A 24,461-nucleotide genomic window follows, 5' to 3' on the forward strand; every position below is an offset into this window, starting at 1 on the left:
AGCGCAGCCTAGCGGTCCTCACAGGGATGTAAGCAAGCGTTGACATACCCCTCCGAGCGCGTACGCTCGTGATGTCAGCAACTGTTTACATCAACGACCACGACGACACGGAGCACGATGACCGACACCATGCAGAGCCCACGGACCGGCTCGCACCCCACCACGGACGGGCACCGGCCGAACAGCACGGCGATCATCGTCTACCTGTCCCTCGGCGGCCTGTCCTTCGCGGTGCTGCAGTCGCTGGTCGCCCCGGCACTGTCGACCATCGGGCAGGACCTCGGCGCCTCCACCAGCGCGACGAGCTGGGTGCTCACTGCCTACCTGCTGTCCGCCTCGGTGCTCACGCCGATCCTCGGTCGCCTCGGCGACATGATCGGCAAGCGCAAGGTCCTGATCGTCGTGCTGTCGATCCTGCTCGTGGGCGCCGTGCTCGCCGCCCTCGCCCCGAACCTCGGAGTGCTGATCGTCGGACGGGCACTGCAGGGCGCCGCCGGAGCCGTGATGCCGCTGTCGATCGGCATCGTGCGTGACGAGCTGCCGAAGGAGAAGGTCAGCGTCACGATCGGCCTGCTGTCCGCGATCTTCGGCATCGGTGCCGGTGTCGGCATCGTCGCCGCCGGACCCATCGTCGAGCACCTGTCGTGGCACTGGCTGTTCTGGCTCCCCGCCGTGCTCGTCGTCATCGCACTGCTCGGCGCGGTCTTCGGCATGCCGGAGTCCCCGGTGCGGAAGCCCGGCCGTCTCGACACGGCCGGCACGTTCGTCCTCGCGGTGTCGCTCGTCTCGATCCTGCTCGCCGTCAGCGAGGGCGAGACCTGGGGGTGGGGCAACGGCAAGACCATCGGCCTGCTGGTCCTCGGCGCCGTGGCACTGGTCGTGTTCGTCCTGGTCGAACTCCGGGTCGCCGAGCCGCTCATCGACGTCCGGCTCTTCGCGGTCCGCGGTGTCTGGACCGCCCACGTCGTCGCCCTCGTCTTCGGGTTCGCGATGTTCGGCACCTTCGTCCTCGTGCCGACCCTCCTGCAGCTCCCGACGGCGCTCGGCTACGGCTTCGGCAAGGACGTCACCCAGGCCGGTCTCTTCCTGCTGCCGACCGTCGTGATGATGGTCGTCGCCGGGCCCATCGCGGGCATCCTGGTGCGCAAGGTCGGCCCGAAGCCGCCGATGCTCATCGGCGGGTTCGCCATCGTCGCCGCGTTCGTGCTGCCGGCGATCGCACACGCCGAGCTGTGGCAGGTGGTGGCCTCCGGCGTCCTGACCGGCATCGGCATCGGCATGGCCCTCGCCGCCTGCTCGAACGCGATCATCGAGAGCGTCCCCGCGAACCAGACCGGTGAGGCCATCAGCGCCAACACGGTCGTCCGGACCATCGGCTCGAGCGTCGGCACCGCCGTCATCGCAGCGCTGATCACCTCGCACAGCACGCCGCAGGGGCTGCCGACAGACGACGCCTTCACGATCGGGTTCTGGGCGTGCACGGGTGTGGCGGTCGCGGCCGTGCTCGCCGCCCTCGCCGCGCCGTCGCTGCGTGCCCGCCGCGCAGCGGCCGCCGCCCGCGGGATCGACGACCTCGAGGAGATCGCCGAGTAGGGCACTCGGCCCGATCACCCGGGAGGCCCGTCCTGCGTCGTCGACGCGGGGCGGGCCTCCAGTCCGTTGCGCAACCTGGGAACGCACCGGACGCACGCCGGTCAGCGTGACGATCATCGGACCGGTCGCGTCCCGTCAGGGGACGCGGACCGCCGCGCCCGGACAGGAGACCCCATGAGCAGCACCGACCACGACGACACCACCGCTCCCGGACGACCGTCGTTCCGCGACACGGTGACCGCCGGACTCGTGCAGAAGGCCCTCGAGCCGGTGCTGCGCGCCGTGCGTGAGGAGGTCGCCTCGGCTCGGCGCGAGATCAGCGAGCGGGCGAACGGAGCGAAGACCGGGCTGGTGCTCACGGGCGCCGCAGTGGCCTTCGCGCTGACCACCCTCGTGCTGCTGGCCGGCCTCGTGGTGGCGCTCCTCGCCCTGGCGCTGCCGGTCTGGGCCGCGATCGGGATCACCTTCGTCGTGTTCGCCGTCGTCACCGCGATCCTGTTCGTGGTCGGGCTCCGTGGCATCCGACGGGGTGTGCCGCCGGTGCCGAAGGACACCATCCGCGCTGCGAAGGACCGCGTCACGCACACGGGCGACGCGACGACCCGGGCCGACTGAGCTCCGCGGCGCTACATCGCCAGGGTCATGCCGACCACGGCGACCGTCATCGCGAAGACCTCGCCGCTGCGGACGGCCCGCCGGTCCTCACGACCCCACTCGTACCGCAGCAGCCAGCCGCTGAAGGCGCAGTAGCCGATGACGCCGGCGCCGAGCACCGCGGACAGTGCGATGCCGTGCCCGGCGTGGTCTCCGGCGACGCCCGAGGCATGGCCCATCAGCAGCATCCCGGCCATCACGACGGCGGAGAGCGCACGGTGGACGTCCATCGGCTCCGCACGGCGACCGTCGGCGCGGCGGCGACGCATCACGGGCAACGGCGCGAGCAGGAGCAGGAGGGTCGCGGCGAACAGGGTCCACACCGCTCCGGCGTCGACGACGGGCATGAGCATCGCGACGAGCATCACGCCCGCCGGCACGATCACGCCCGGACGCGGGCGGTAGCGGTCACCGACGATGCAGCACACCGACGCGAACTGCGGCACGACGAGCATGGCGTCGGCGACGGTCTCGTGCACGTGGGGCGTCCTCGGTGCGGCGGAGTGGTGCGGCGGAGTGGTGCGGGGTGGTGTCAGTCCGCGGCGCGGGCAGCGGCCTTGGCGGCGCGCTCCTGCTTCACGCGGGCGTTCTCGGCGTGCACGGCTGCCTGCGTCGCACGCTCGCGGACGAGCCACTCGGGCTTCTGCTCGAGCAGTGTCTTGATGTCCGCCGTCGTCAGGGTGTCGTCGATCCCGGCACGGCTCAGGCCGGAGATGGAGATGGAGATGCCGAGCTTCTGCGCCACGACGGGCCGCGGGTGCGGGCCGTCGCGTCGGAGGTCCTCGAGCCAGGTCGGGGGTTCGGTCCGGAGCTCGTCGAAGGCGGTCCGCGTGAGGGGAGCGCTCTGGAAGGACTCCGGAGCAGCCGTCAGCAAGATGCCGAGCTTCTTCGCAGCCGTTTCGGGCTTCATGGTCTGTTCCTGCGCCATGAGGACAAGGGTACGGCCCCTATGCTCGTCTGCATGACCGCGGCTCTCACCATCGCCTTCGTGCCGGGGGTCTCCCCCGCAAAGTGGGCCCGTGTCTGGCGGGAACGCTTCCCCTCCGTCGAGCTCCGGCTCCGGCCGATCGGCGCCGACGACGTCGACGACGCGCTGGCCGGCGAGGCCGACATGGTGTTCGCTCGCATGCCCGTGTCCGAGCAGCACAACGCCATCCCGCTCTGGACCGAGACGGCCGTCGTCGCGATGCCCAAGGACTCCCCCCTCGCCGAACTCGCCGAGGTCGACCTCGACGACGCCGAAGTCCACGTGATCGACGCCGGCCCGGTACCGGCCGACATCGACGGATCGCTCGACCTGGTCGAGGCGAACGTCGGCGTCGTCGTGCTCCCCCAGTCACTGTTCCGCGCCGCCAGCCGCAAGGACCTGGTGGGGCGTCCACTCATGCACGCCGAGGGCACGCGCATCGCGCTGGTCTGGCGGGACGAGGACGCGACCGAGACCACCGAGGAGTTCATCGGCGTGGTGCGCGGGCGGACCGCCAACAGTTCGCGCCAGCCGGGAGGCCCGGATCGCGACGGCGACGACGGCTCGCGTCCGGCTCGTGGCGGCGCCAAGGCCGGGTCGGGTGCCAAGGGTGCCTCGGCCGGGTCGGGTGGGTCGGGTTCCAGGGGCGGCTCCGCCGGGGCAGGCGGCAAGGCCAAGGCCAAGTCGCCCGGCAGCGGCAAGTCCGGCAGCGGCAAGAAGTCGAACACCGGCAAGGGCCCGACACCCGGACGCGGCAAGATGCGCGGCAAGCCGAGCCGGGGCTCCAAGGGCAACCGATGACGGACACGCGGCTGGTCCTGATGCCGGCCACGCGCCTCCCGGCCTGGCTCCAGCGCACGATGGCCGAGTACGTCGAGTCGCGGATGCAGTCGGGCGAGACCCGCGAGCAGGCCGAGGCGAACGAGCAGCAGTCGCGGGACCGGTGGTTCCCGGGCGGGTCTCCCGCTGACGGGCACCTCGTGTGGGACGTCACCGACCAGGACGACACCGTCATCGGGTACCTGTGGATCGGACCGTTCACACCGGGCGGCACCGATTGGTGGGTGTTCAACGTCGAGATCGACGAGGCGCACCGGCGCCGCGGGCACGCACGTCGGGCGCTCGAGCTCGGGCACCGCGCCGCTGCGGAGCACGGTGCGACGAGCATCGGGCTGAACGTGTTCGGCTACAACACCGGGGCGCAGGAGCTCTACGCGGCGCTCGGGTACCAGGTGACGTCGGCGCAGATGCGCAAACCGCTGGTCTGACGCAGGACGGCTGCGGCGGCGCGGGACGACTGCGGCGGCGCGGGTGCGTGCTGCGGCGGCGCGGGCCACCGCCCGGTCACAACACCCCGCGTGCATGGCCCCGAGCGGTCACGAAGTGTCGACTGGCCGCGCCCGGAACGACGTTTCGTGACCACTCGGCGGAGACCGGCGGGGATTCGTGACCGTCCGCAGGTCCGCGTCAGCGCAGGACGGCTGCGGCGGCGCGGGTCACCTTCGCGCCGCGGGCTTCCTCGGCTGCTGCGCGAGCCCGGGTGACGACGACGGCGTCGGCGCGCTCGGCGGACCCGTTGTCGAACGGTGGCCGGGGGTCGTACTCGATCTGCAGCTGGATCGCCTCGGCCGCGGGCTGTCCGGCGAGCTCGGCCGCGAGCCACAGCGCCATGTCGATGCCCGCGCTCACCCCGGCGGCGGTCACGACGGCGCCGTCCCGGGCGATCCGGCCGTCCGTCGGCTGCGCGCCGAAGGCCTCGAGCATCGGCTTCGACGCCCAGTGGGTGGTCGCGCGCCGGCCGGCGAGCAGCCCGGCGGCGCCGAGCACGAAGGCGCCCGTGCACACCGAGGTGACCCACGTCGCGTGCTCGGCCTGGCGCCGCACGAAGGCCACGACGCCCGGGTCGAGCATCGCGTCGAAGGCACCGTCACCACCGGGCACCACGAGGACGTCCGCGGGGCCCGCATCCTCGATCGTCACGGTGGGGACGAGCGCGAGGCCGCAGTCGCTCGGCACCGGGTCGAGTGTCGCCGCGACGTACTCGACGTGTGCACCCGGCACCCGGCTGAGGACCTGCGCCGGACCGGTCAGGTCGAGCTGGGTCAGGTGCGGGAACAGCAGGAACGCGATCCGGATGTCGTCGGCCATGTCGTGACCATAGTCCCGGCGTTGTCGTACTCGTGGGCTTGCCTGCTCGTGTTCCTGGGCTGGGCTGGGCCGGGATGGGCTGGGCCCGCCCGTCAGCTCCAGACGCCGGAGGTCCCGCGCCGGTGGCTGCCGACCAGGTGGGTGTCGACGATGCCGAGCGCTTCCATCAGGGCGTACATCGTGGTCGGTCCGACGAAGGCGAACCCGCGCTTCCGCAGCGCCTTCGACAGGGCGAGGGACTCGTCCGACTTGGTCGGCACCTCGGCGGACGACCGTGGCTCGGGCGTGGTCGCCGGCTGGAACGACCACACGAAGTCGGCGAGCCCGCCGTCCTGCCGCAGGGCGATCGTGGCGTTCGCGTTGGTGATCGTCGCGAGGATCTTCGCGCGGTTCCGGACGATCCCGGCGTCGGCCATCAGCCGTGCGACGTCGTCCTCGCCGAAGGCCGCGACGGTCTCGGCGTCGAAGTCCGCGAAGGCTGCACGGAACGCCGGTCGTTTCGCGAGGATCGTGCGCCACGACAGACCCGACTGGAACGCCTCGAGCGAGAGCCGCTCGAACACCCCGCGTTCGTCGCGGACGGGCATGCCCCACTCCGTGTCGTAGTACTCGCGCAGGAGCGCGTCCGACGACGCCCAGACCGGCCGGGCGAGGCCGTCGTCGCCGGTGACGAGGTCGGGCACGGGCGGGGCGTCGACGGGCTCGGTGCTCATGCGACCATCCTGGCGGGCGCCGCCGACAGCGCCTGGCTCACTCGGCGGGCGGGCCGTCCTGCGTCGCCTGCTCGTCCATCCACACGTACTCCCAGCGGTGTCCGTCCGGGTCGGTGAAGCTCCGCTGGTACATGAAGCCGAGGTCCATCTCCGGCCGGTCCTCGATGCCCCCGGCGGCGACCGCGGCGTCGACGACCCGGTGGACGTCCTCCTTCGACGGGGCGCTGAGCGAGTTGATGACCTCGATCGTGTCGGCGTCGGCGATCGTCTTGTCGGTGAACTCGGCGAACTTCGCCGTCGTCAGGATCATGACGTAGATCGACTCGGACACCACCACGCACGCCGCGGTGTCGTCGCTGAAGGCCGGGTTGATCGAGTACCCGAGTGCCTCGTAGAACGCCTTCGAGCGCTCGAGGTCCGTGACGGGCAGGTTGATGAAGACCATCGTGTCCATGGCGGTTCCTTTCGTCACGCTCAACCTGGACCCACCTGGACCAGCGCGCAACCGTTTCGTGAGGGAACCAACCGGTCAAGGTGTGTGCAGCCCAGCCCGGAAACGACGAAGTCGCTGTCGTCCGACAGCGACTTCGTCGTTCCGCGTCAGGCCGGGGACGCCCGACCCGAGCGGCCTCAGGCCAACTCGCGCCCCTCGCCCGCGGCACGCTGGTGCGACTCGGCCTCGGCCTGGCCGATGATGTCCTCGGCGGGCACCGGGTTCAGGCGGTCCCAGAGGAAGAACAGGCCGCCGCCGATGAGCAGCGAGATCCCAACCCACAGGTTGATGTGGATCCCGCCGGTCTTCTCGGGGTCGGTGTTCCAGTGCACGATCCCGACGATGGTCGTGATCACGCCGTAGAGCACGAACAGGCCGCCGAGGATGCGGCGCAGGTCGAGTCGGCGGGTGGAGCGGACGAGGGCTGCCTTCTGCTCCTCGGTCATCGCGCCGGGGGTGGTGGTGTCACTCATGAGAAGTGGTCTCCTTCGCGGATCAGAGGAACGGGAGGTACAGGACGACGCACAGCACGAGCGCGACGGTACCGAGCAGGGCGGGCGAGCGGTACCAGGCGGTGTCCGTCGCGACCGAGTCGCCGTGCAGGTCGATCTTGCCGACGCCGTAGACGAGCCCACCGAGCTCCTTCTCGTCCTTCGGCTTGGTGAGCATCGAGACGACGAAGCCGACGACCAGCACGGTGACGAACGAGATGATCGCGCCGTACAGGGTCTCCGCGGTCGCGGTGGCGAACAGGTCCGGGTTGACCAGGTAGGCGATCCAGGTGATCGTCGGGGTCACGATGCCGAGGACGTAGCCCCAGAGCGCTCCCTGCGTCGTCATGCGCTTCCACAGCAGGCCGAGGATGAACACGGCGAACAGCGGTGCGTTGAAGAACGAGAACAGCGTCTGCATGTACGTCATGATGTTCGACGCCTGGGCCGCGATGAACGCGGTCGCGATACCGACCACGACGCCGACGACGGTGACCCAGCGGCCGGTCTTCAGGTAGTGCAGGTCGGGCATGTTCGGGCGGATGTAGCGCTGCCAGATGTCGTAGGTGAAGACGGTGTTGAACGACGAGACGTTCGCCGCCATGCCGGCCATGAAGGACGCCAGCAGGCCGGTCACCGCGATGCCGAGCACACCGGTCGGCAGGTACATCTGGATGAGCTTCGGGATCGCGTCGTTGTAGGTCAGCGTGCCGTCGGCGAACTGGTTGCCCACCACGGCCGCGGCGATGAGGCCCGGGATCACGACGATGGCCGGGATGAAGAGCTTCGGGATCGCGGCGATGAGCGGGGTGCGGCGGGCCGCGGACATGTTCTTCGCCGAGAACGCACGCTGCACCTCGGTGAAGTTCGTGGTCCAGTAGCCGAACCCGAGCACGAAGCCCAGGCCGAGCACGATGGCGAGCCAGTTGGCGCCGATCGGGTTGGTGACGTCGCCGAAGCCGGTGCCGGCCCAGGCCTGCAGGTGCTGCACGCCCTGGGTCTCGGTGATGGCCTTCGACAGGCCGTCCCAGCCGCCGACGCGGTGCAGACCGACGATCGTCAGCGGGATGAGCCCCGCGATGATCACGAAGAACTGCATGACCTCGTTGTAGATCGCGCTCGAGAGCCCGCCGAGGGTGATGTAGACGAGCACGAAGCCGGCGGAGACGATGATCGCCAGCCACTCCGGCCAGCCGAGCATGGCCTCGATGACGATGGCCATCGCGTAGAGGTTGATGCCCGCGATGAGCACGTTCGACACCGCGAACGCGATCGCGTTCACCAGGTGCGGCGCCTTGCCGAAGCGGCGCAGCATGAACTCCGGCACGGAGCGGACCTTCGAGCCGTAGTAGAACGGCATCATCACGAGGCCGAGGAACACCATCGCGGGCACGGCGCCGACGAGGTAGTAGTGCAGGGTGGACATGCCGATCTGGGCACCGTTGGCCGCCATGCCGAGGATCTCGGTGGCGCCGAGGTTCGCGGACACGAACGCCAGGCCGGTGATCCACGCCGGCATCGAGCGCCCGGACAGGAAGAAGTCCATGCTCGTCCGGACCTGCTTGCGGGCGGTGAACCCGATCCCGATGACGACCGCGAAGTACACGATGATCATCAGGTAGTCGACCCAGCCCAAGTCGAGCCGGATCCCTTCGTTCGCTGCAGCGAGAACCATTCACATCTCCACGTCAGTGTGTTGCAGTCGACAACTCTGCCGACCCGGACGGAGACGTTACACCGATTTGTGATCGTTCACATAGCCAGCACATGCATCACTCGAGCCGCGTAGCGCTCCCCCGGTTCGCTACGCTCGGCCCATGACCGACGCGTCGCGCATCCTCGTCCTCAACGGCCCGAACCTCGACATCCTCGGCCGCCGTGACCCGGAGCAGTACGGCACCGTGACGCTCGCCGAGATCGAGGCGATCGTGCACACCGAGGCGGCCGTGCACGGGCTCGAGGCCGACTTCCGCCAGACGAACCGAGAGGGCGAGCTCGTCGAGTGGCTGCACGAGGCGCTCGACGGCTTCGCCGCGGTCGTCATCAACCCCGCCGCCTACGCGCACACCTCGGTCGCGCTGCACGACGCGGTGGAGGCCCTGTGGGTCCCCGTCGTCGAGGTGCACCTGTCGAACACGTGGAAGCGCGAGCCGTTCCGCCACGTCGACCACGTCGCCACCGCCGCGACGGCGGTCATCGCCGGCGCGGGCGCCGACGGCTACCGCCTGGCGGTCGCGCACGTCGCGTCCCTGCTCAGCTGAGCTGACGACCGGACGGGAGGCCCGTGGCGGCGTCGCCACGGGCCTCCCGTCCGCCTGCTGGTCACGCTGGGTCGCGCCCGTTCCTTCCCATGGCACGCGCGATGCCTGGTGGTTCCGGGCACACCTGGTGAGAAGTTCCGACCAGGTACGCCCGGAAGCGCCAGGTACGCCCGGAAGCGCAGTGCGCGCGGATCAGAACTCGGCGGGGCGCCGCACGTCGGTCAGGCCGGCGGTGGCGAAGCCGCCGCGGATGAGCGGCACGGCCCGGCGCACTGCCTGGTCGATGCGGAGCTCCAGGTCGACGCTCGCGATGTCGTAGCCACCCTCGCGCTTGGCGAAGTCCCGCTCGTTCCCGAACACCCCGAGCGGCAGGGTCGTGGACTGGAAGAACCCGAACAGCGGGCGCATCTGGTGCTCGACGAGCAGGGCGTGTCGGTCACTGCCGCCGGTGGCGGTCAGGAGCACCGGGGTGTCGACGAGGTCGTACTGGCCGACCCAGTCGAAGAACAGCTTGAAGGCGCCGGAGTAGGCCGCTCGGAAGGCCGGACTGCCGACGACGAGCACGTCCGCGGCCTCCACCGTCTCGAGGGCCCGGCGGGTGCGCTCGGACATCGTCTCGCGACCCGAGGCCGCTCCGAGGTCGGCGAGCAGCGGGCCGATCTCGATCGTCTCGGTCCGGGCGCCGTCGATCTCCTCGGCCAGCCGGGCCACCGTCGCCGCGACCAGGGTCGAGGTCCGCGAGGGGTCCGATGGGCTGCCACTGACACCGACGACCAGTTCTCCGCTCATGCGGTCGATGCTCACACGCTGCCGGCGCGGGCGGCACGTTCGTGACGACATGTGTCGGGTGCCAGTCGGTCGGGGTAGCGTCCGCGCCATGCAGACCTTCCTGCCGTACGCCGACTTCCGGGCATCCGCCGAGGTCCTCGACGACCGGCGGCTCGGCAAGCAGCGGGTCGAGACCCTGCAGGTGATGCGCGCCCTGACGCTCCCCGACTACGGCTGGCAGCACCACCCGGTGACGGCGATGTGGCGTGGCTACCGTCCGGCGCTGATGGCGTACCAAGAGGCCACGTGCCGCGTCTGGGCCGAGCGCGGGTACGCCGACACGTGCCTCGAGAAGACCCTGCTCGACCTGGGTCGTGTGCCGGAGGACCTGGCGGCGTACGAGCGCGGCAACGTGCCGATCCCGCCGTGGAACGACGACGAGGCCCTGCACGTCTCGCACCGGTCGAAGCTCGTACAGAAGGCGCCGGAGCACTACCGGGAGCTGTTCCCGGACGTGCCCGACGACCTGGACTACGTCTGGCCCGGGACCCCCGAACCGGCGACCCGCGCCGTCTGACCGTCGGGCGACCGCCTGGCCGTCAGGCGACCGGGATCCAGCGACCACCCTCACGCCGGGTGACGACGTCGGAGCGGATCTCGACCGCGTCCCGCAGTCCGTCGACCACGGCGTCGCGGACGGCCGCGGCGACACGGTCGTCGTCGGCCTCGAAGCGCACGACCGCGCACGGGACGCCACGGAGCAGCCGGACGTCCTCGGCCTCGACGACGGCGCGGTCGCGCACCAGTGCGGCCGCGGCGGGCAGGACGGCGTCCGGTGCCGTGCCGGGCGCGAGGGCACCGATCGCCAGGGTCACGCGGTACGAGGGCACGCGACGACGCTACCGGGGAACCGGACCCCGCCGTGGGCTGCAGGGGAACCGACGCCGCTCAGGGGTGCGGACGTCGACCCACGGCGGGATCGCGGTGTACGGCGGGACACGACGACAGGGGGAACGTCGCGCCCCGCGCCGGACGTCGATCAGGGGTCGACATCCGGTCTGGGTCCACCGCGCGGCTCGGTTCAGGGGAACCGCACGGTGGTGGACCTCAAGGGTGTTCGGTGTCCTCTCGGTACCGGTCCGTCTCGGTCGGTGCGGGCATCGACCGGAGGGCGGCGGCTGGCCGGACCATCGGGAGCAGGGCACTCCCGGCGGTCGCGAGCGCTCCGACCACGGCGATGACCCCCAGCGGGGCCGTGCCGAGGTCGTGCTGCGCTGCCAGGGCGAGCGCGACGAGGGTGGCCGGCGCCGGCAGGAGCTGCACCGCTCGGAAGCGGTCGTCCCGTCGCGTCCGGGTCATCATCGCGTTCGCCATGACGACACTCTGACGCAGATCGGTTGTCCGCAGAAGGGGGGACACGTACCCAGAGATGGAGTAGAACGTCTAGTACACCTCAGCCGAGAGCGCGGACGGTCGCCACGGCGTCGGCCACGGCCTCGACGACGACCGGGACGTCGTCAGCCGCGAGGGCCACGTCGAACGTCAGGCGGAGCGCGGTGCGGGCCACGTCCTCCGGGATCCCGAGCGCCGTGAGCACGTGGGAGGCCTCGGTGCTGCCCGCAGCACAGGCACTGCCCGACGACGACACCACGTCACGCTGCTCGAGCTCGAGCAGGACGGTCTCGCCGTTGACGCCCGGGAAGCAGAACGACGCGTGCCCGGGCAGCCGGTGCTCCCGCGAACCGGTGACGAACGCGCCGGGGACCGCGGCGAGCACACCGTCGAGCACCGCGTCGCGCACGGTGATCGCCGCGCCCTCTCCCGACCGAACGGTCTCCGCCGCCAGCCCGAGGGCGGTCGCCACCGCCACGGCACCGGCCACGTCCTCGGTGCCGGACCGCCGCCCCCGTTCCTGTCCCCCGCCGTGCAGCAGCGGCTCGAGCGGGACGCCGGCGCGCACGGCCAGCACACCGGTGCCCTTCGGTGCGCCCAGCTTGTGCCCCGACAGCGACAGCGCGTCGACCCCGAGGGGCCCCAGACCGATCGGCAGCCAGGGTGCGGACTGCACGGCGTCGGTGTGGAACCGCGCCCCGACCTCGTGCGCCACCGCCGCGAGCGCGGGGACGTCCTGCACGGTGCCGATCTCGTTGTCGGCGTGGGCGATCGAGACGAGCGTGGTGTCCGGCCGGAGTGCCGCGCGCAGCACCGCCGGGTCGACGCGGCCGTCCGGCCCGACGGGCAGCACCGTGACGTCGAAGTCGTGGAAGCGGGCGAGGTACGCGCAGCTCTCCAGCACCGCCTCGTGCTCGGTCGCGCTGGTGACGACGTGCCGACCGCGGGGCGTGGCGAGGGCGATCCCCTTGATCGCGGTGTTCGCCCCCTCGGTGCCGCCAGTGGTGAAGACGACCTCGGCGGGCCGGCACCCGAGCACCCCGGCGACGGCGGTCCGTGCGGCGGCGAGTCCCCGGGCGGCCTGGTCCCCGACCCCGTGCGTCGACGAGGGGTTGCCGAACACCCCCGTCAGGTAGGGCCACATCGCCTCGAGCACCTCGCGGCGAACCGGGGTGGTGGCGGAGCGGTCCAGGTAGAACACGGCTAGTCCCGCACGGGCACCGCGACGTGCTCCGTCGGCGCCGCGTGCTCCGTCGGCACGGCGACGTCGATGTCGAGCCCGAGGTCGAGCGCCCGCGCCGAGTGGGTCAGCGCCCCGACCGAGATGACGTCGACACCGGTGGCCGCGATGGCCGCGACGGTGTCGAGCGACACCCCGCCCGAGGCCTCGACGAGCGCGCGTCCGGCGACGATGCCGACCCCGGTCACGAGTTCGTCCGGCGTGAAGTTGTCGAGCATGACCGTGTCGACCCCGGCCGCGACGACGGGTTCGATCTGGTCGATCCGGTCCACCTCGACCTCCACGTGCACGGTGTGCCCGAGTCGCTGGCGGGCCTCGGTGATCGCGTCGCCGATGCCGATACCACCGGCCAGGAGCACCGCCAGGTGGTTGTCCTTGGCGAGCACGGCGTCGGAGAGCGAGGTGCGGTGGTTGTGTCCGCCCCCGCACCGGACGGCGTACCGCTCGAGTGCTCGGAGGCCGGGCGTCGTCTTCCGGGTGTCGACGATCCGCGCCGAGGTGCCCGCGGCGGCCGCGACGTGCGCCGCGGTGGTCGTCGCGATGCCCGACATCCGCTGCACCAGGTTGAGGGCGACCCGTTCGGCCCGCAGCACGGCCCACGCCGCCCCGGTCACGGTCGCGAGGACGTCGCCCGCCGCGAAGTGCGTGCCGTCGGCGACGTGCACCACGGCCTGGATCGACGGGTCGACGGCGTGCATCACGGCGACGAACACCGCCCCGCCGCTCAGCACGCCCGGCTCGCGCGCGCCGAGGGTCGCGGTCGCGGTCGCCTCCACGGGGATCAGGGTCTCGCTGGTGACGTCGCCCCAGGGCGCGTCCTCCTCGAGCGCGGTCTCGATCACGCGACGGAGCGCGTGCGGCGGGATGGTGCCGGGGTCGGTGGTCATGCGGGTACCTCCTGCGGGACGACTGCGGAGCCGTCGGCGCGTTCGTCCGTGTGCTCGTCGGGGTGTGCGTCGGTGTGGTCGGCGACCCAGGCGTACGAGGCCGGGGCGGTGGGGTCGGTGTCGGGGTGGTCGGTGCGGGCGTGCGCCCCTCGGGACTCGGTGCGGGCCTCGGCGGCGAGCGCGACGAGTCGGGCCAGGTCGAGCAGCGCACGGTCCTCGTGCTCGCGAACGCCGCCGCCGGTCGGCGCGGTCAGCGCGTCGAGCTCGCGGCGCGCGCTCGCCAGCCCGAGGGCGTCACGGAGCAGCCCGACGCGGTCCGTCATGACGGACTGGACCGCCTGCCGGACGTCGCCGGCGTCGTCGAGGTGGGTCGCGCCTCCAGGCAGGGTCGGACTCGGCCCACGCCTGCCGGTTCCGGCGCGCTGCGGAGCCTGCGGAGCGGCGTGACGGCCGAGCAGGTGGGGAGAAGAACGGATCACGTCGGCCGCTCGGGGCACGCTGGTGACGTGGAGACCGGCGTCCCCGCGCAGGCGGAGCAGGCCGGGTCGCGGTGCGGCGACCGCGTCCGCTGCGCGGACCGCGAAGACGAGTCCCTCGAGCAGGGAGTTCGAGGCGAGCCGGTTGGCGCCGTGGACCCCGGTGCAGGCGGCTTCGCCGACGGCGAGCAGGCCGGGCAGGCTGGTGCGGCCCTCGGCGTCGGTGGCGATGCCGCCCATCGAGTAGTGCGCGGCCGGTGCGACGGGGACGCCTTCGCGGGTCCAGTCGAACCCGGCGGCGCGGGTGGCCCGGGTGAGTCCGGGGAACCGCGTGGCCAGGAACGCGGCGTCGAGGCCGGTGGCGTCGAGGAGCACGGGTGCGCCGCCCTGGTCGCGCACCGCGGCGGCGATCCCCCGGGCGACGACGTCACGCGGAGCGAGCTCGGCGTCCGGGTGCACGTCGGTCATGAAGCGGTGTCCGGCCGCGTCGCGGAGGACGGCGCCCTCACCGCGCACGGCCTCGGACACCAGGCCGCCGCCGGGGACGGCCAGCCGGGTCGGGTGGAACTGGACGAACTCCAGGTCGGCGAGGACGGCACCGGCGCGCCAGGCGGCGGCGACCCCGTCACCGGTCGCCACCAGGGGGTTCGTCGTCTCGCGGTACAGGTGTCCGGCTCCCCCGGACGCGATGACGACGGCGTCGGCGTCGATCCGGCGGGGTTCCCCGAGCAGGTCGAGGACGTCGACGCCGACCACCACCCCGTCGCGGACGACGAGGTCGGTCAGGCTCGTGCGCTCCAGGATCGTGACGTGCCGTCGGTGCAGTGCCGCGATGAGGGTGCGTTCGATGGCGGCCCCGGTCGCGTCACCGTCGGCGTGCACGACGCGCCACCGGCCGTGCGCGGCTTCGCGACCGCGGGCGAGGTCGTCGCCGTACCGGTCGAGTGTCGCCCGGTCCGACGACCGGTCGAAGGGCACCCCGAGGGCGAGCAGGTCGCGGACGCGGGCCGGGCCGTCGGTGCACAGGACCTCGACGGCCCGGGCGTCGGCGCTGCCCGCCGCGGCGACGTGGGTGTCGGCCTGGTGCAGTGCCGCGGAGTCGTCGGCGCCGAGCGCCACCGCGATGCCGCCCTGGGCGTACGCGGTGGCGCTGTCGGCGAGCGCCCCCTTCGTCACCAGGGTGACGTCGTGCAGGGCACTGGCGCGGATCGCTGCGGTCAGCCCGGCGATGCCGGAGCCGACGATGACGACGTGCACGGTGGTCTCCCTCGTTCGGTCGGGTCCGCGTCTCAGCCGCGGGGCTTGGCCGCGAGCATGCGCTCGAGCGCGACCTTGGCGTCCGCCTGCACGTCGGCGGGGACGACGATCTCGTTGAGGACCTCGCCCCGGACGAGTGCCTCGAGCACCCAGGCGAGGTAGCCCGGGTGGATCCGGTACATCGTCGAGCAGGGGCAGACGACCGGGTCGAGGCAGAAGATCGTGTGCTGCGGGTACTCGGCGGCGAGCCGGTTCACCATGTTGATCTCGGTGCCGATCGCGAAGGTCGTCGGCTCGGTGGCCGCGGCGACGGTCTTCCGGATCAGGTCGGTGCTGCCGGCGTGGTCTGCGGCGTCGACGACGGCCATCGGGCACTCGGGGTGCACGATGACCTGCACGCCCGGGTGCTCGCGACGGGCCTGGTCGATCTGGTCGACGGTGAAGCGGCGGTGCACGGAGCAGAAGCCGTGCCAGAGGATGACCTTCGCCTCGAGCAGGTCGGCGGCGGTGTTGCCCCCGCCCGGCAGGCGCGGGTTCCACATGGGCATCAGGTCGGTGCTGATGCCCATCGCCTTCGCGGTGTTGCGGCCGAGGTGCTGGTCGGGGAAGAACAGGACCCGCTGCCCGCGCTCGAAGGCCCACTCGAGCACCGTCGCGGCGTTCGACGAGGTGCAGACGATGCCGCCGTTGCGACCGCAGAAGGCCTTGAGGTCGGCGGCGGAGTTCATGTAGGTGACCGGGATCACGGGGACACGGCCGTCGGCGTCGGGCTCGGTGCCGTACACGGCCGTCAGCTCCGCCCACGCGGCCTCGACGCTGTCGATGTCGGCCATGTCCGCCATCGAGCAGCCGGCGGCCAGGTTCGGCAGGATCACGCGCTGGTCGTCACGCGCCAGGATGTCGGCGGTCTCGGCCATGAAGTGCACGCCGCAGAACACGATCGCCTCGGCGTCGGGCTTCGTCAGGGCGGCGTTCGCGAGCTGGAACGAGTCGCCGAGGAAGTCCGCGTGCCGGACGACCTCGTCGCGCTGGTAGAAGTGCCCGAGGACGACGACCCGGTCGCCGAGGGTGGCCTTCGCCCGCTCGATGCGCTCGTGGAGCTCGTCGGTCGGGGCCGTCTTGTACTCGTCGGGCAGGACACCCTGGCGCGGGGCACTCGTCGGGATGACGTCGGACATCGACGAACCCGGGCCGTACCCGGGGCGGGAGTCGAAGTCCCAGGTCGGCATCGCGAGGTCGGGCGTGCAGGTGCTGCCGCCGGCCTTGCCGTTGGAGATGAGTTCGATCGTCGTGGCGATGGACACGGGGCTTCCTATCGGTTCCGCTGCTGGTGCTGATCTGCCCCGGTCTGCAGCGGGCCGTTGTCCGCGTAGGCCAGGTCGGGGTTCGAGCGGTACAGCCGGGCCGGACGGTGCCGGCCCCCGCTCGTGGTCTCGTCGGTCGGCAGGACCGCGTCGGTCTTCTCGACCTGCCGACGGAAGTTCGCGGGGTCGAGTGCTCGGCCGAGCACCGCCTCGTACACGCCCCGGAGTTCGGTGAGGGTGAAGCGGTCGCCGAGGAACGCCTGCGCGATCCGCGAGTACGACATCTTGTTGCGCAGTCGCCACAGCGCGTACTCCACGATGCGGTCGTGGTCGAAGGCGAGCGGCGGGTGCTCGTCGGCCAGGAACCACCGGACGTTCCAGTCGTCGGGCACGACGTTCGCCTCGTCCGGGTGCACGAGCGCCCAGTACACGATCGACACGACGCGGTTCGGGGAGCGTCCGACGTCGCCGAACGCGTAGAGCTGCTCGAGGTACCGCGGCTGGACGTTCGTCGTCTCGCGCAGTCGGGCGGCCGCGGAGTCCTCGAGGCCCTCGTCGTCGCCGACCCAGCCGCCGGGGAGCGCCCAGGATCCCTCGAACGGTTCGGCGACACGACGGATGAGCGGCATCCACAGCGCCGGGGCCCCGGTGTCGGGGTGCGGGCGCAGTGCGACGATCACGGTGGAGACCGCGACGCGGATGCCTGCTTCGTCCATGGTGGAGATAGTGTCAATCTGACTCGAAGTGTTCGGGTTGAGATGACACTATCACTGCCGTCGCGGTGTGCTCGTCACGAGCCGGAAACAGATCGTCACGGGGCCGAAAACTCCCACGGGGCAGCCGCGGTTAGCGTGGAGGACATGACGACGGTGACGAGGGTGCATGCCGTGGTGTCGGGGACGGTCCAGGGGGTCGGCTTCCGGTACTGGACCGCTCGGAAGGCGGACGGGCTCGACCTCGTCGGCTACGCGAGGAACCTCTGGGACGGCACGGTGGAGGTCGAGGCGGAGGGACCCTCGGTCGCCGTCGACTCGTTGGTCGAGTGCCTGCGCACCGGGCCGCCGTCGGCGACCGTGACCGACGTCAGCCTGCGTTCGGTCGTGCCGCACGGTGACGCCGACGGGTTCGCGATCCTGCACTGAGCGGACGTGCGTGGGATCGGTGCCGGCGCGCGTCGCGCTCGGCACCGATCGTCCACCTGCGGATGTCACGAGCGAAGCGGAATAATCGCATCCACTCAGGGAGTTGGCCTGTCTGCGCGTCCTGCGCCACACCCGTTCCACCCGTCGTGACCCACCAGGAGCACCCGCATGACCCAGGCCGTCGATTCCGCCCCCCGCACGGGAAGCGTCTCGCAGCCGTCCGCTGCCGAGACCCGACTCGTGATCGGGCTGCTGCTCGTCTCCGCGTTCGTCGTCATCCTCAACGAGACCATCATGGGCGTGGCCCTGCCCCGGCTCATGGACGACCTGGACATCAGCGCCGCGACCGGCCAGTGGCTGACCACCGGCTTCCTGCTCACCATGGCCGTCGTCATCCCGATCACCGGGTTCCTGCTGCAGCGCTTCAACACCCGACCGGTGTTCGTCTGGGCGATGGGCCTGTTCTCGGTCGGCACGCTGATCGCCCTGCTCGCGCCGGGCTTCACCGTCCTGCTCGTCGGCCGCATCGTGCAGGCCAGCGGCACCGCCATCATGATGCCGCTGCTCATGACGACGGTCCTGACCCTCGTCGACCCCGCGCACCGTGGTCGCATCATGGGCAACATCTCGATCGTCATCTCGGTCGCTCCGGCCGTCGGCCCGACGATCTCCGGCCTGATCCTCAACGCGTTCTCGTGGCGGTGGCTGTTCGGCTTCGTGCTGCCCATCGCGATCGCGGCGCTCGTCCTCGGCATGGTCAAGGTGCAGAACGTCTCGACGCCGCGCAAGGCGCCGATCGACGTCGTCTCGGTCGTCCTCTCCGCCTTCGCGTTCGGCGGCATCGTCTACGGCCTGTCCAGCATCGGTGAGGCCGGCGCGACCGGTCCGCTCGTCCCGGTGACCGCCCTGGTCGTCGGCGCCGTCGCCCTCGCGGTGTTCATCGTCCGGCAGACGCGCCTGCAGCGCACCGACAGCGCCCTGCTCGACCTCCGCACCTTCCGCACCCGTGGCTTCACGGTGCCGATCGTCGCGATGGGCCTGAGCTTCATGGCGATGTTCGGCACGCTCATCCTGCTGCCGATCTACCTGGAGCGCGTGCTCGGCCTCGAGGTCCTGCAGGTCGGCCTGCTGCTGCTCCCCGGCGGTCTGCTGATGGGCCTGCTCTCCCCCATCGTCGGTCGCATCTACGACCGCCGTGGCCCGCGCGTGCTGCTCATCCCCGGATCGATCATCGTCAGCGCCGTGCTCTGGGCGCTCTCCACCGTCGGCGTCGACACCAGCGTGTGGTTCGTCCTCGGTGCGCACGTGGTGCTGAGCATCGGCCTGGCCCTGACCTTCACGCCGCTGTTCACCGCAGCGCTCGGCGGGCTGCCCCCGAAGCTGTACTCGCACGGCAGCGCGGTGCTCGGCACGGCGCAGCAGCTCGCCGGTGCGGCGGGCACCGCCCTGTTCGTCACGCTGCTGACGATCGGTGCGGCCACCGCCGCCGAGGGCTCCGGTGCCCGTGGGGTCCAGGTGGCCACCGCATCGGGCGTCGGCACAGCCTTCACGGTCGGCGCGATCATCTCGCTGTTCGGCATCCTGGCGTCGGTGTTCGTCCGCCGGCCGGAGGTGCCCGAAGGCGCGCCGACGCCCCCGCCCGTGCACTGACCGACGGGCCTCGCGCACTGACCGACGAGCCGGGCCGGGCACCGAACCCGTGACGGGAGCGGCGCCCGGCCCGCGCCCGTCTCGCGACCGCGTGGCAGGGTGGGCGCCATGCGGTCGACGACGAGCGAGCTCAACTGGTCCGGCACGGTCACGTACACGGCCGAACGGGTCGTCCGCCCGTCGTCGATCGACGAGGCCGCCCGGGTCGTGGCCGACGCCGATCGGGTGCACGGCCTCGGAACCCGACACTCGTTCAACGACGTCGCCGACACCGCGGGCACCCTGCTCGACCTGACCGGCATCCCCACCGACCTGGTCGTCGACGCCGAGCACCGCACCGTCACGCTCGGGGCCGGCACCCGCTACGGCGACGTCGCGGCCGACATCGACCGTGCCGGGTTCGCCCTGCACAACACGGGATCCTTGCCGCACATCTCGGTCGGCGGTGCGGTCGCGACGGGTACCCACGGCTCCGGGACGACACTGGGCTCGCTCGCCACCGCGGTGCGCGCGTTCGAGGTGCTCGGTCCGGACGGCACCGCCCGGACGGTCGACCGGACGGACCCCGCGTTCGACGGTGCCGTGCTGCACCTCGGACTGCTCGGCATCGTGACCCGGGTGACCCTCGACGTCGAACCGGCCTACCGGATGCGTCAGGACGTCTACGGCGCGATCCCCTGGGACACCTTCACGGCGAACGTCGCCGAGGTGCACGCCGCCGCGTACTCGGTGTGCGCCTACACGGTGTTCGGCGACGCGATCACCGAGGTCCTGGTGAAGTCGCGCGTGCCCGAGGGCGCCGAGGACGTCCCGGTGCCGGAAGCGCTCGCCGACGCACGCCGTCTGCCCGGCACCCCCGGCGACGACCACCGGACCGCGCGCGACGGCTCGGTCGGCCCGTGGTGGGACCGCCTGCCGCACTTCCCGATCGGGTCCGTCCCGAGTCACGGGTCGGAGGTGCAGAGCGAGCACTTCGTGCCGCTCCGGCACGCGGCGGCGGCCCTCGACGCGCTCCGGGGGCTGGCCGACCGCATCCAGCCGCACCTGCACGTGTGCGAACTCCGGACGATGGCCGCCGACGACCTCTGGCTCAGCCCGACCCAGGGCGAGGACGTCCTCTGCATCGCGTTCACCTGGAAGAAGCACCCGACCGAGGTCGCCGCGCTCCTGCCCGACCTGGAGTCCCGGCTCGCTGCCTTCGACGGCCGACCGCACTGGGGCAAGATGAGCTCGCTCGACCACGCGGCGATCGCCGGGCTGTACCCGCGGCTGGCGGACTTCCGCGACCTCGTCGCCCGGGCCGACCCGGAGCGGACGTTCGCATCCGCGTTCGGCGAGCGGGTGCTCGGGACCTGACCCGGGCCTCCAGGCCGCGCCCGCTAGTCGGTCGTGAACGCGAGCGGCGTGATCGTCCGCGTCTCGCCGTCCCAGTGCCGGACGCCGCCGACCTCGAGCGTCTCCGGCAGCGGCACGGTGCGCAGTGCAGCAACGGCGCGCGGCAGGTCCTCGTCACGCACCCGGCGGGCCAGCGTGACGTGCGGTGACCAGTGCCCGGGCACCGACGTCCCGACGCCGCCGGGCGCGACCGCGTGCACCTCGCCGTGGAAGGTCGTGAGCGCCGCGTCGACGACCACCGCGCGCACGAGGACCGACCGGCCGGCACCCGCGGGGAAGAGCAGCAACCCGCCGAGCCGGATCGCGGTCGGCACCGACGTGCGGAACCCCGCCGGCACCGGCAGCGTGTCCCCTGCGGCCAGGGTGACGTGCGGGGCGTTCGACGGCGACGGGTGTCGACCGAGGCTCGGCAGGTCGGCGTCGATCAGGGCCTGCCAGGCGGACCGCACGGCGGCGTCCGACTCCGGACCGAGGACGAGTTCGATGCTGCGCACGATCCGAGTCAACCAAGTCGTGTCGGGACGCGTCCCGCGACGCAGGTCGAGTGCTGCGTAACACGACGGAACGGAACTCGCACCGGGGGTGGACCGCACGTCACACTCGTCTCCACGCCGCGGACCACCGCGGCTCCCCCACACGCACGGCCCACGAGGAGCACCAGCATGTCCGCAGCCCCCGCACTGCCCGAGAAGCCGAAGGGCAAGCGCCCGATCGGCTGGATCGTCGCCGCCGCGATCGTCGTCGTGGCGATCGTCGTCGCCGTGATCGTCGGAGCCGTCCGCTCCGGGAGCAACGACGCCGGTGCCGCAGGTGACGCCGCCCCGAAGACCGTCACGATCGGTGTCGCGGACAAGTCGCTCGGCTACTGGAGCACGTACACGAAGCTCGCGAAGGACAAGCTCGACGTCACGGTCAAGCTGACGAACTTCTCGGACTACTCGCTGCCGAACCCCGCCCTCAAGGACGGCCAGCTGGACATCAACCAGTTCCAGCACATCCAGTACCTGGCGGACTACAACGTCACCTCGGACGACGACCTGCAGCCGATCGGCTCGACCGCCGTGTACCCGCTGCCGCTCTACGCGACGAAGTACGACAAGCCGTCCGAGCTGCCCGCGAACGCGAAGGTCGCGATCCCGAACGACTCGATCAACCAGGCCCGTGCACTCCTGATCCTGCAGGCTGCCGACCTGATCACCCTGAAGGACGGCGGCTCGGCGTTCTCCACCGCGGACGACATCGAGACGAAGAAGGTCGACGTCCAGCCCCTCGACGCCTCGCAGACCGCGAACGCGCTGCAGCAGGGCTCCGTCGCCGCCGCCGTCGTGAACAACAACTTCGCCACCGCCGCCGGCCTGCCGATCTCGGACGCGATCTACCAGGACGACCCCTCGAGCGCGAGCGCCGCCCCGTACGTGAACGTGTTCGCCGTCCGCGACGAGGACAAGGACAACAAGACCTACCTCGACCTGGCGGAGCTGTTCCAGGACGACGCCGTGCAGCAGGCCTTCGCGAAGGACCTGCCCGAGGCCGTCGCCCGCGACGAGAGCGCCGCGGAGCTGCAGGACGAGCTCGCCCAGGTCGAGCAGGACGCGAAGGCGGCCAAGCAGTAGTGCCGGTCCTCGTCGAACTCCGCGGCGTCTCGAAGCACTACCGCCGCGCCGACACCGGCGAGACCGTGGTGGCCGTCGAGGACGTCTCCCTGGACGTGCACCAGGGAGAGGTCCTCGGCGTCATCGGGTACTCCGGTGCCGGCAAGTCCACCCTGGTCCGCCTGGTCAACGCGCTGGAACTGCCGAGCTCCGGCACGGTGACCGTCGCAGGCCGCGAGCTGACGGCGATCCCCGAGCGGGACCGCCGTCTGGCGCGTCGCAACATCGGGATGATCTTCCAGCAGTTCAACCTGTTCCGGTCCCGCACGATCGCCGGCAACGTCGCGTACCCGCTCAAGGTCGCCGGTGTGCCGAAGGCCGAGCGGAACCGTCGCGTCGCCGAGCTGCTCGACTTCGTCGGCCTGCTCGAGCGTGCCCACGCCTACCCGGAGCAGCTGTCCGGCGGGCAGAAGCAGCGCGTCGGCATCGCCCGCGCCCTCGCCGCGTCGCCCGACCTGCTGCTCGCCGACGAGGCGACCAGCGCCCTCGACCCGGAGACCACGTCCGAGGTGCTCGCGCTGCTCCGCCGGGTCAACCGGGAGCTCGGCGTCACCATCATCGTCATCACGCACGAGATGGACGCCGTCCGGCAGATCGCCGACCGGGTCGCCGTGATGGAGCAGGGGCGGGTCGTCGAGGTCGGGGACGTCTACGACGTGTTCTCGACGCCGAAGACCGGCGCCGCGCAGCGCTTCGTCCGCACCGCGCTGCACGACCGGCCCTCCCCCGAGACGCTCCGGCGCCTGCGGGACCGCCACCCCGGTCGACTCGTCACGGTGCAGATCACCGACGAGGCCGGGCTGCAGAACCGCATCGACGCCGCCTTCCGCGCCGCCGGGGTCACCGCCGAGCTCGTCTACGGCGGGGTCGGCGAGATCCGGGAACGTCGGATCGGTTCGCTCACCTACGAGCTGAGCGACGCCGGCGGCGGGTCCGGTGCGTCGGGCGGATCCGGTGCGTCGGGCGGATCCGGTGCGTCCGGCGGGTCCGGTGCGTCCGGTGCCATCGACGCCGCGATCGCCGCACTCCGCGCCGACGGCGTCACGACCGACGAGGAGGCCGCCGCGTGAACAACAACTCGTTCCAGAGCGTGATCGACACGTTCGACGTCTTCCTCGCCGCCATCCGCGACACCATCGTGATGTCGCTGATCTCGCTGGTCATCGCCGGGGTCATCGGTCTCGCGCTCGGCCTGCTGCTCTACGCGACGCGGCCGGGCAACGTGCTCGGCAACCGCACCGCGTACACGGTGCTCAACGTGTTCGTGAACCTGATCCGCCCGATCCCGTTCGTGATCTTCCTCGCCGCGATCGCGCCGCTGTCGCGGGTCGTCGTGCAGACCACGATCGGTGTCCCCGCGGTGACCTTCGCGATCTCGTTGGCCGCGGCCTTCGCGGTGTCCCGGATCGTCGAGCAGAACCTGCTGTCGGTCGACCCGGGCGTCGTCGAGGCAGCGCGGGCCTCGGGTGCGCATCCGGTCTCGATCCTGCTGACCGTGCTCATCCCCGAGGGCCTCGGCCCCCTGATCCTCGGGTACACGTTCATCTACATCGGCATCGTCGACATGACGGCGCAGGGTGCGCTGATCGGTGGCGGCGGGCTCGGTGAGTACGCGATCACCTACGGCTCGCAGCGCTACGACTGGTGGGTGGTCTACGTCTCGGTGGCGGCGATCGTCGTCATCGTGCAGCTCGGCCAGTTCATCGGCAACCGCTTGGCGCGGGCGACGCTGCGTCGCTGATGCGGGCTCGCGGGCTCTGCGGGCGACCGCCTGGAGGCCCGGTGCCGGTCCGCGAGACCGGCACCGGGCCTCCGGTGCGTCGCCGCGCCCCGTCGGACGCGCCCAGCGTCGTCCGCCGAGCGGTCACGACTCCCCGCTCACCTCCGCCGAGGTCACACGAACCGTCGCCCGACGCCCTCGCAACCGACAGTTCCCGACCACTCGACCCCGCGCACGCGGCATGTCGTCCCACCTCGG

Annotated in this window: 28 protein-coding genes; 12 read left to right on the plus strand and 16 right to left on the minus strand. The window is 71.6% G+C overall.

Annotated elements, in window-relative coordinates; all coding sequences use genetic code 11:
- Positions 1–117: 117 nt before the first annotated feature.
- Complete coding sequence (locus tag OE229_RS15085) at positions 118–1,593, plus strand: MFS transporter (protein ID WP_262138696.1); 1,476 nt, start codon at positions 118–120, stop codon at positions 1,591–1,593.
- 174 nt (positions 1,594–1,767) lie between these two features.
- Positions 1,768–2,208: a phage holin family protein gene (locus OE229_RS15090; RefSeq protein ID WP_262138697.1), complete on the plus strand. Its 441-nt coding sequence runs from the start codon at positions 1,768–1,770 to the stop codon at positions 2,206–2,208.
- A gap of 11 nt (positions 2,209–2,219) precedes the next feature.
- Here the strand turns inward: OE229_RS15090 and OE229_RS15095 are convergent, their stop codons facing one another.
- A complete protein-coding gene (locus tag OE229_RS15095; RefSeq protein WP_017888550.1) occupies positions 2,220–2,726 on the minus strand; it encodes a hypothetical protein in 507 nt (168 codons plus the stop codon).
- Between the two features lie 53 nt (positions 2,727–2,779).
- Positions 2,780–3,175 carry a DUF5997 family protein gene (locus OE229_RS15100; protein WP_262138698.1) on the minus strand — a complete coding sequence of 132 codons (396 nt, stop codon included), beginning with the start codon at positions 3,173–3,175 and terminating at the stop codon, positions 2,780–2,782.
- Between the two features lie 33 nt (positions 3,176–3,208).
- Here OE229_RS15100 and OE229_RS15105 point away from each other — a divergent pair, with 33 nt between their 5' ends.
- Together OE229_RS15105 and OE229_RS15110 are read left to right on the plus strand one after the other, a co-directional pair.
- Positions 3,209–4,015 carry a LysR family transcriptional regulator substrate-binding protein gene (locus OE229_RS15105; RefSeq protein WP_220456645.1) on the plus strand — a complete coding sequence of 269 codons (807 nt, stop codon included), beginning with the start codon at positions 3,209–3,211 and terminating at the stop codon, positions 4,013–4,015.
- A complete protein-coding gene (locus OE229_RS15110; protein ID WP_262138699.1) occupies positions 4,012–4,482 on the plus strand; it encodes a GNAT family N-acetyltransferase in 471 nt (156 codons plus the stop codon). Before OE229_RS15105 ends, OE229_RS15110 begins: the two co-directional genes overlap by 4 nt.
- A 199-nt stretch (positions 4,483–4,681) precedes the next feature.
- Here OE229_RS15110 and OE229_RS15115 read toward each other — a convergent pair whose 3' ends face one another.
- The 5 genes from OE229_RS15115 to OE229_RS15135 form a co-directional block, all read right to left on the minus strand.
- Positions 4,682–5,362: a DJ-1/PfpI family protein gene (locus OE229_RS15115; protein WP_182067126.1), complete on the minus strand. Its 681-nt coding sequence runs from the start codon at positions 5,360–5,362 to the stop codon at positions 4,682–4,684.
- Positions 5,363–5,454: 92 nt separating this feature from the next.
- Positions 5,455–6,075: a DNA-3-methyladenine glycosylase I gene (locus OE229_RS15120; RefSeq protein WP_209133857.1), complete on the minus strand. Its 621-nt coding sequence runs from the start codon at positions 6,073–6,075 to the stop codon at positions 5,455–5,457.
- A gap of 37 nt (positions 6,076–6,112) precedes the next feature.
- Positions 6,113–6,529 carry a VOC family protein gene (locus tag OE229_RS15125; RefSeq protein WP_262138700.1) on the minus strand — a complete coding sequence of 139 codons (417 nt, stop codon included), beginning with the start codon at positions 6,527–6,529 and terminating at the stop codon, positions 6,113–6,115.
- A 176-nt stretch (positions 6,530–6,705) separates the two neighbouring features.
- A complete protein-coding gene (locus OE229_RS15130; protein ID WP_071247515.1) occupies positions 6,706–7,041 on the minus strand; it encodes a hypothetical protein in 336 nt (111 codons plus the stop codon).
- A 22-nt stretch (positions 7,042–7,063) separates the two neighbouring features.
- Positions 7,064–8,734, minus strand: coding sequence for a sodium:solute symporter family protein (locus OE229_RS15135; RefSeq protein ID WP_262138701.1), 1,671 nt, complete (start codon positions 8,732–8,734; stop codon positions 7,064–7,066).
- A 142-nt stretch (positions 8,735–8,876) separates the two neighbouring features.
- Between OE229_RS15135 and aroQ the strand changes: the two genes are divergently transcribed.
- Positions 8,877–9,320, plus strand: coding sequence for a type II 3-dehydroquinate dehydratase (gene aroQ / locus OE229_RS15140; protein WP_209133863.1), 444 nt, complete (start codon positions 8,877–8,879; stop codon positions 9,318–9,320).
- A 192-nt stretch (positions 9,321–9,512) separates the two neighbouring features.
- On the opposite strand, the gene OE229_RS15145 is transcribed toward aroQ, so the two are convergent.
- Positions 9,513–10,109, minus strand: coding sequence for an NAD(P)H-dependent oxidoreductase (locus OE229_RS15145; RefSeq protein WP_209133865.1), 597 nt, complete (start codon positions 10,107–10,109; stop codon positions 9,513–9,515).
- A gap of 88 nt (positions 10,110–10,197) precedes the next feature.
- On the opposite strand from OE229_RS15145, the gene OE229_RS15150 reads away from it, so the two are divergent.
- Positions 10,198–10,665 carry an MSMEG_6728 family protein gene (locus OE229_RS15150; protein ID WP_263344678.1) on the plus strand — a complete coding sequence of 156 codons (468 nt, stop codon included), beginning with the start codon at positions 10,198–10,200 and terminating at the stop codon, positions 10,663–10,665.
- A gap of 22 nt (positions 10,666–10,687) precedes the next feature.
- Here OE229_RS15150 and OE229_RS15155 read toward each other — a convergent pair whose 3' ends face one another.
- The 7 genes from OE229_RS15155 to OE229_RS15185 form a co-directional block, all read right to left on the minus strand.
- The gene (locus OE229_RS15155; RefSeq protein WP_182066123.1) at positions 10,688–10,978 is read right to left on the minus strand and encodes a hypothetical protein; all 291 of its coding nucleotides are present in this window, start codon (positions 10,976–10,978) and stop codon (positions 10,688–10,690) included.
- A 217-nt stretch (positions 10,979–11,195) separates the two neighbouring features.
- Positions 11,196–11,462, minus strand: coding sequence for a hypothetical protein (locus OE229_RS15160; RefSeq protein WP_209133867.1), 267 nt, complete (start codon positions 11,460–11,462; stop codon positions 11,196–11,198).
- A 79-nt stretch (positions 11,463–11,541) separates the two neighbouring features.
- Positions 11,542–12,681 carry a cysteine desulfurase family protein gene (locus OE229_RS15165; RefSeq protein WP_262138702.1) on the minus strand — a complete coding sequence of 380 codons (1,140 nt, stop codon included), beginning with the start codon at positions 12,679–12,681 and terminating at the stop codon, positions 11,542–11,544.
- A 2-nt stretch (positions 12,682–12,683) separates the two neighbouring features.
- Positions 12,684–13,607: a carboxylating nicotinate-nucleotide diphosphorylase gene (nadC, locus tag OE229_RS15170; RefSeq protein ID WP_262138703.1), complete on the minus strand. Its 924-nt coding sequence runs from the start codon at positions 13,605–13,607 to the stop codon at positions 12,684–12,686.
- Positions 13,604–15,340: an L-aspartate oxidase gene (locus OE229_RS15175; protein ID WP_262138704.1), complete on the minus strand. Its 1,737-nt coding sequence runs from the start codon at positions 15,338–15,340 to the stop codon at positions 13,604–13,606. Before OE229_RS15175 ends, nadC begins: the two co-directional genes overlap by 4 nt.
- A gap of 32 nt (positions 15,341–15,372) precedes the next feature.
- Positions 15,373–16,644 (minus strand): quinolinate synthase NadA, encoded by a 1,272-nt coding sequence (nadA, locus tag OE229_RS15180; protein WP_209133875.1) that lies wholly within the window; start codon positions 16,642–16,644, stop codon positions 15,373–15,375.
- Positions 16,645–16,652: 8 nt separating this feature from the next.
- Positions 16,653–17,360, minus strand: coding sequence for an NUDIX hydrolase (locus OE229_RS15185; RefSeq protein WP_262138705.1), 708 nt, complete (start codon positions 17,358–17,360; stop codon positions 16,653–16,655).
- 144 nt (positions 17,361–17,504) lie between these two features.
- Here OE229_RS15185 and OE229_RS15190 point away from each other — a divergent pair, with 144 nt between their 5' ends.
- From OE229_RS15190 to OE229_RS15200, 3 genes are all read left to right on the plus strand, one after another.
- Positions 17,505–17,786 (plus strand): acylphosphatase, encoded by a 282-nt coding sequence (locus OE229_RS15190; RefSeq protein WP_071247546.1) that lies wholly within the window; start codon positions 17,505–17,507, stop codon positions 17,784–17,786.
- A 168-nt stretch (positions 17,787–17,954) separates the two neighbouring features.
- Positions 17,955–19,436, plus strand: a complete 1,482-nt coding sequence (locus OE229_RS15195) for an MDR family MFS transporter (protein WP_262138706.1) — start codon at positions 17,955–17,957, stop codon at positions 19,434–19,436.
- Positions 19,437–19,544: 108 nt separating this feature from the next.
- Positions 19,545–20,792 carry a D-arabinono-1,4-lactone oxidase gene (locus OE229_RS15200; RefSeq protein ID WP_262138707.1) on the plus strand — a complete coding sequence of 416 codons (1,248 nt, stop codon included), beginning with the start codon at positions 19,545–19,547 and terminating at the stop codon, positions 20,790–20,792.
- 23 nt (positions 20,793–20,815) lie between these two features.
- Here OE229_RS15200 and OE229_RS15205 read toward each other — a convergent pair whose 3' ends face one another.
- Positions 20,816–21,325 (minus strand): 2'-5' RNA ligase family protein, encoded by a 510-nt coding sequence (locus OE229_RS15205; RefSeq protein ID WP_262138709.1) that lies wholly within the window; start codon positions 21,323–21,325, stop codon positions 20,816–20,818.
- A gap of 168 nt (positions 21,326–21,493) precedes the next feature.
- Here OE229_RS15205 and OE229_RS15210 point away from each other — a divergent pair, with 168 nt between their 5' ends.
- The 3 genes from OE229_RS15210 to OE229_RS15220 are packed head-to-tail and all read left to right on the plus strand — an operon-like array spanning position 21,494 to position 24,224.
- Positions 21,494–22,444: a MetQ/NlpA family ABC transporter substrate-binding protein gene (locus OE229_RS15210; RefSeq protein WP_209133885.1), complete on the plus strand. Its 951-nt coding sequence runs from the start codon at positions 21,494–21,496 to the stop codon at positions 22,442–22,444.
- The gene (locus tag OE229_RS15215; protein WP_209133887.1) at positions 22,444–23,553 is read left to right on the plus strand and encodes a methionine ABC transporter ATP-binding protein; all 1,110 of its coding nucleotides are present in this window, start codon (positions 22,444–22,446) and stop codon (positions 23,551–23,553) included. The genes OE229_RS15210 and OE229_RS15215 overlap by 1 nt, the downstream gene beginning before the upstream one ends.
- Complete coding sequence (locus tag OE229_RS15220) at positions 23,550–24,224, plus strand: methionine ABC transporter permease (protein WP_017888525.1); 675 nt, start codon at positions 23,550–23,552, stop codon at positions 24,222–24,224. Before OE229_RS15215 ends, OE229_RS15220 begins: the two co-directional genes overlap by 4 nt.
- Positions 24,225–24,461 lie beyond the last annotated feature (237 nt).

Origin of the sequence: Curtobacterium poinsettiae (assembly GCF_025677645.1) — a bacterium.
Classification (GTDB): Bacteria; Actinomycetota; Actinomycetes; order Actinomycetales; family Microbacteriaceae; genus Curtobacterium; species Curtobacterium poinsettiae_A.

What these genes read in the sequence shown, in the direction of transcription:
- OE229_RS15190 (WP_071247546.1), top strand. Translation starts at nt 17,505, where the DNA reads ATGACGACGGTGACGAGGGTGCATGCCGTGGTGTCGGGGACGGTCCAG.
- OE229_RS15195 (WP_262138706.1), top strand. Translation starts at nt 17,955, where the DNA reads ATGACCCAGGCCGTCGATTCCGCCCCCCGCACGGGAAGCGTCTCGCAG.
- OE229_RS15110 (WP_262138699.1), top strand. Translation starts at nt 4,012, where the DNA reads ATGACGGACACGCGGCTGGTCCTGATGCCGGCCACGCGCCTCCCGGCC.
- OE229_RS15085 (WP_262138696.1), top strand. Translation starts at nt 118, where the DNA reads ATGACCGACACCATGCAGAGCCCACGGACCGGCTCGCACCCCACCACG.
- OE229_RS15185 (WP_262138705.1), bottom strand. Translation starts at nt 17,360, where the DNA reads ATGGACGAAGCAGGCATCCGCGTCGCGGTCTCCACCGTGATCGTCGCA.
- OE229_RS15125 (WP_262138700.1), bottom strand. Translation starts at nt 6,529, where the DNA reads ATGGACACGATGGTCTTCATCAACCTGCCCGTCACGGACCTCGAGCGC.
- OE229_RS15105 (WP_220456645.1), top strand. Translation starts at nt 3,209, where the DNA reads ATGACCGCGGCTCTCACCATCGCCTTCGTGCCGGGGGTCTCCCCCGCA.
- OE229_RS15135 (WP_262138701.1), bottom strand. Translation starts at nt 8,734, where the DNA reads ATGGTTCTCGCTGCAGCGAACGAAGGGATCCGGCTCGACTTGGGCTGG.
- OE229_RS15160 (WP_209133867.1), bottom strand. Translation starts at nt 11,462, where the DNA reads ATGGCGAACGCGATGATGACCCGGACGCGACGGGACGACCGCTTCCGA.
- OE229_RS15115 (WP_182067126.1), bottom strand. Translation starts at nt 5,362, where the DNA reads ATGGCCGACGACATCCGGATCGCGTTCCTGCTGTTCCCGCACCTGACC.
- nadC (WP_262138703.1), bottom strand. Translation starts at nt 13,607, where the DNA reads ATGACCACCGACCCCGGCACCATCCCGCCGCACGCGCTCCGTCGCGTG.
- OE229_RS15200 (WP_262138707.1), top strand. Translation starts at nt 19,545, where the DNA reads ATGCGGTCGACGACGAGCGAGCTCAACTGGTCCGGCACGGTCACGTAC.
- aroQ (WP_209133863.1), top strand. Translation starts at nt 8,877, where the DNA reads ATGACCGACGCGTCGCGCATCCTCGTCCTCAACGGCCCGAACCTCGAC.
- OE229_RS15150 (WP_263344678.1), top strand. Translation starts at nt 10,198, where the DNA reads ATGCAGACCTTCCTGCCGTACGCCGACTTCCGGGCATCCGCCGAGGTC.
- OE229_RS15210 (WP_209133885.1), top strand. Translation starts at nt 21,494, where the DNA reads ATGTCCGCAGCCCCCGCACTGCCCGAGAAGCCGAAGGGCAAGCGCCCG.
- OE229_RS15120 (WP_209133857.1), bottom strand. Translation starts at nt 6,075, where the DNA reads ATGAGCACCGAGCCCGTCGACGCCCCGCCCGTGCCCGACCTCGTCACC.
- OE229_RS15100 (WP_262138698.1), bottom strand. Translation starts at nt 3,175, where the DNA reads ATGGCGCAGGAACAGACCATGAAGCCCGAAACGGCTGCGAAGAAGCTC.
- OE229_RS15090 (WP_262138697.1), top strand. Translation starts at nt 1,768, where the DNA reads ATGAGCAGCACCGACCACGACGACACCACCGCTCCCGGACGACCGTCG.
- OE229_RS15130 (WP_071247515.1), bottom strand. Translation starts at nt 7,041, where the DNA reads ATGAGTGACACCACCACCCCCGGCGCGATGACCGAGGAGCAGAAGGCA.
- OE229_RS15145 (WP_209133865.1), bottom strand. Translation starts at nt 10,109, where the DNA reads ATGAGCGGAGAACTGGTCGTCGGTGTCAGTGGCAGCCCATCGGACCCC.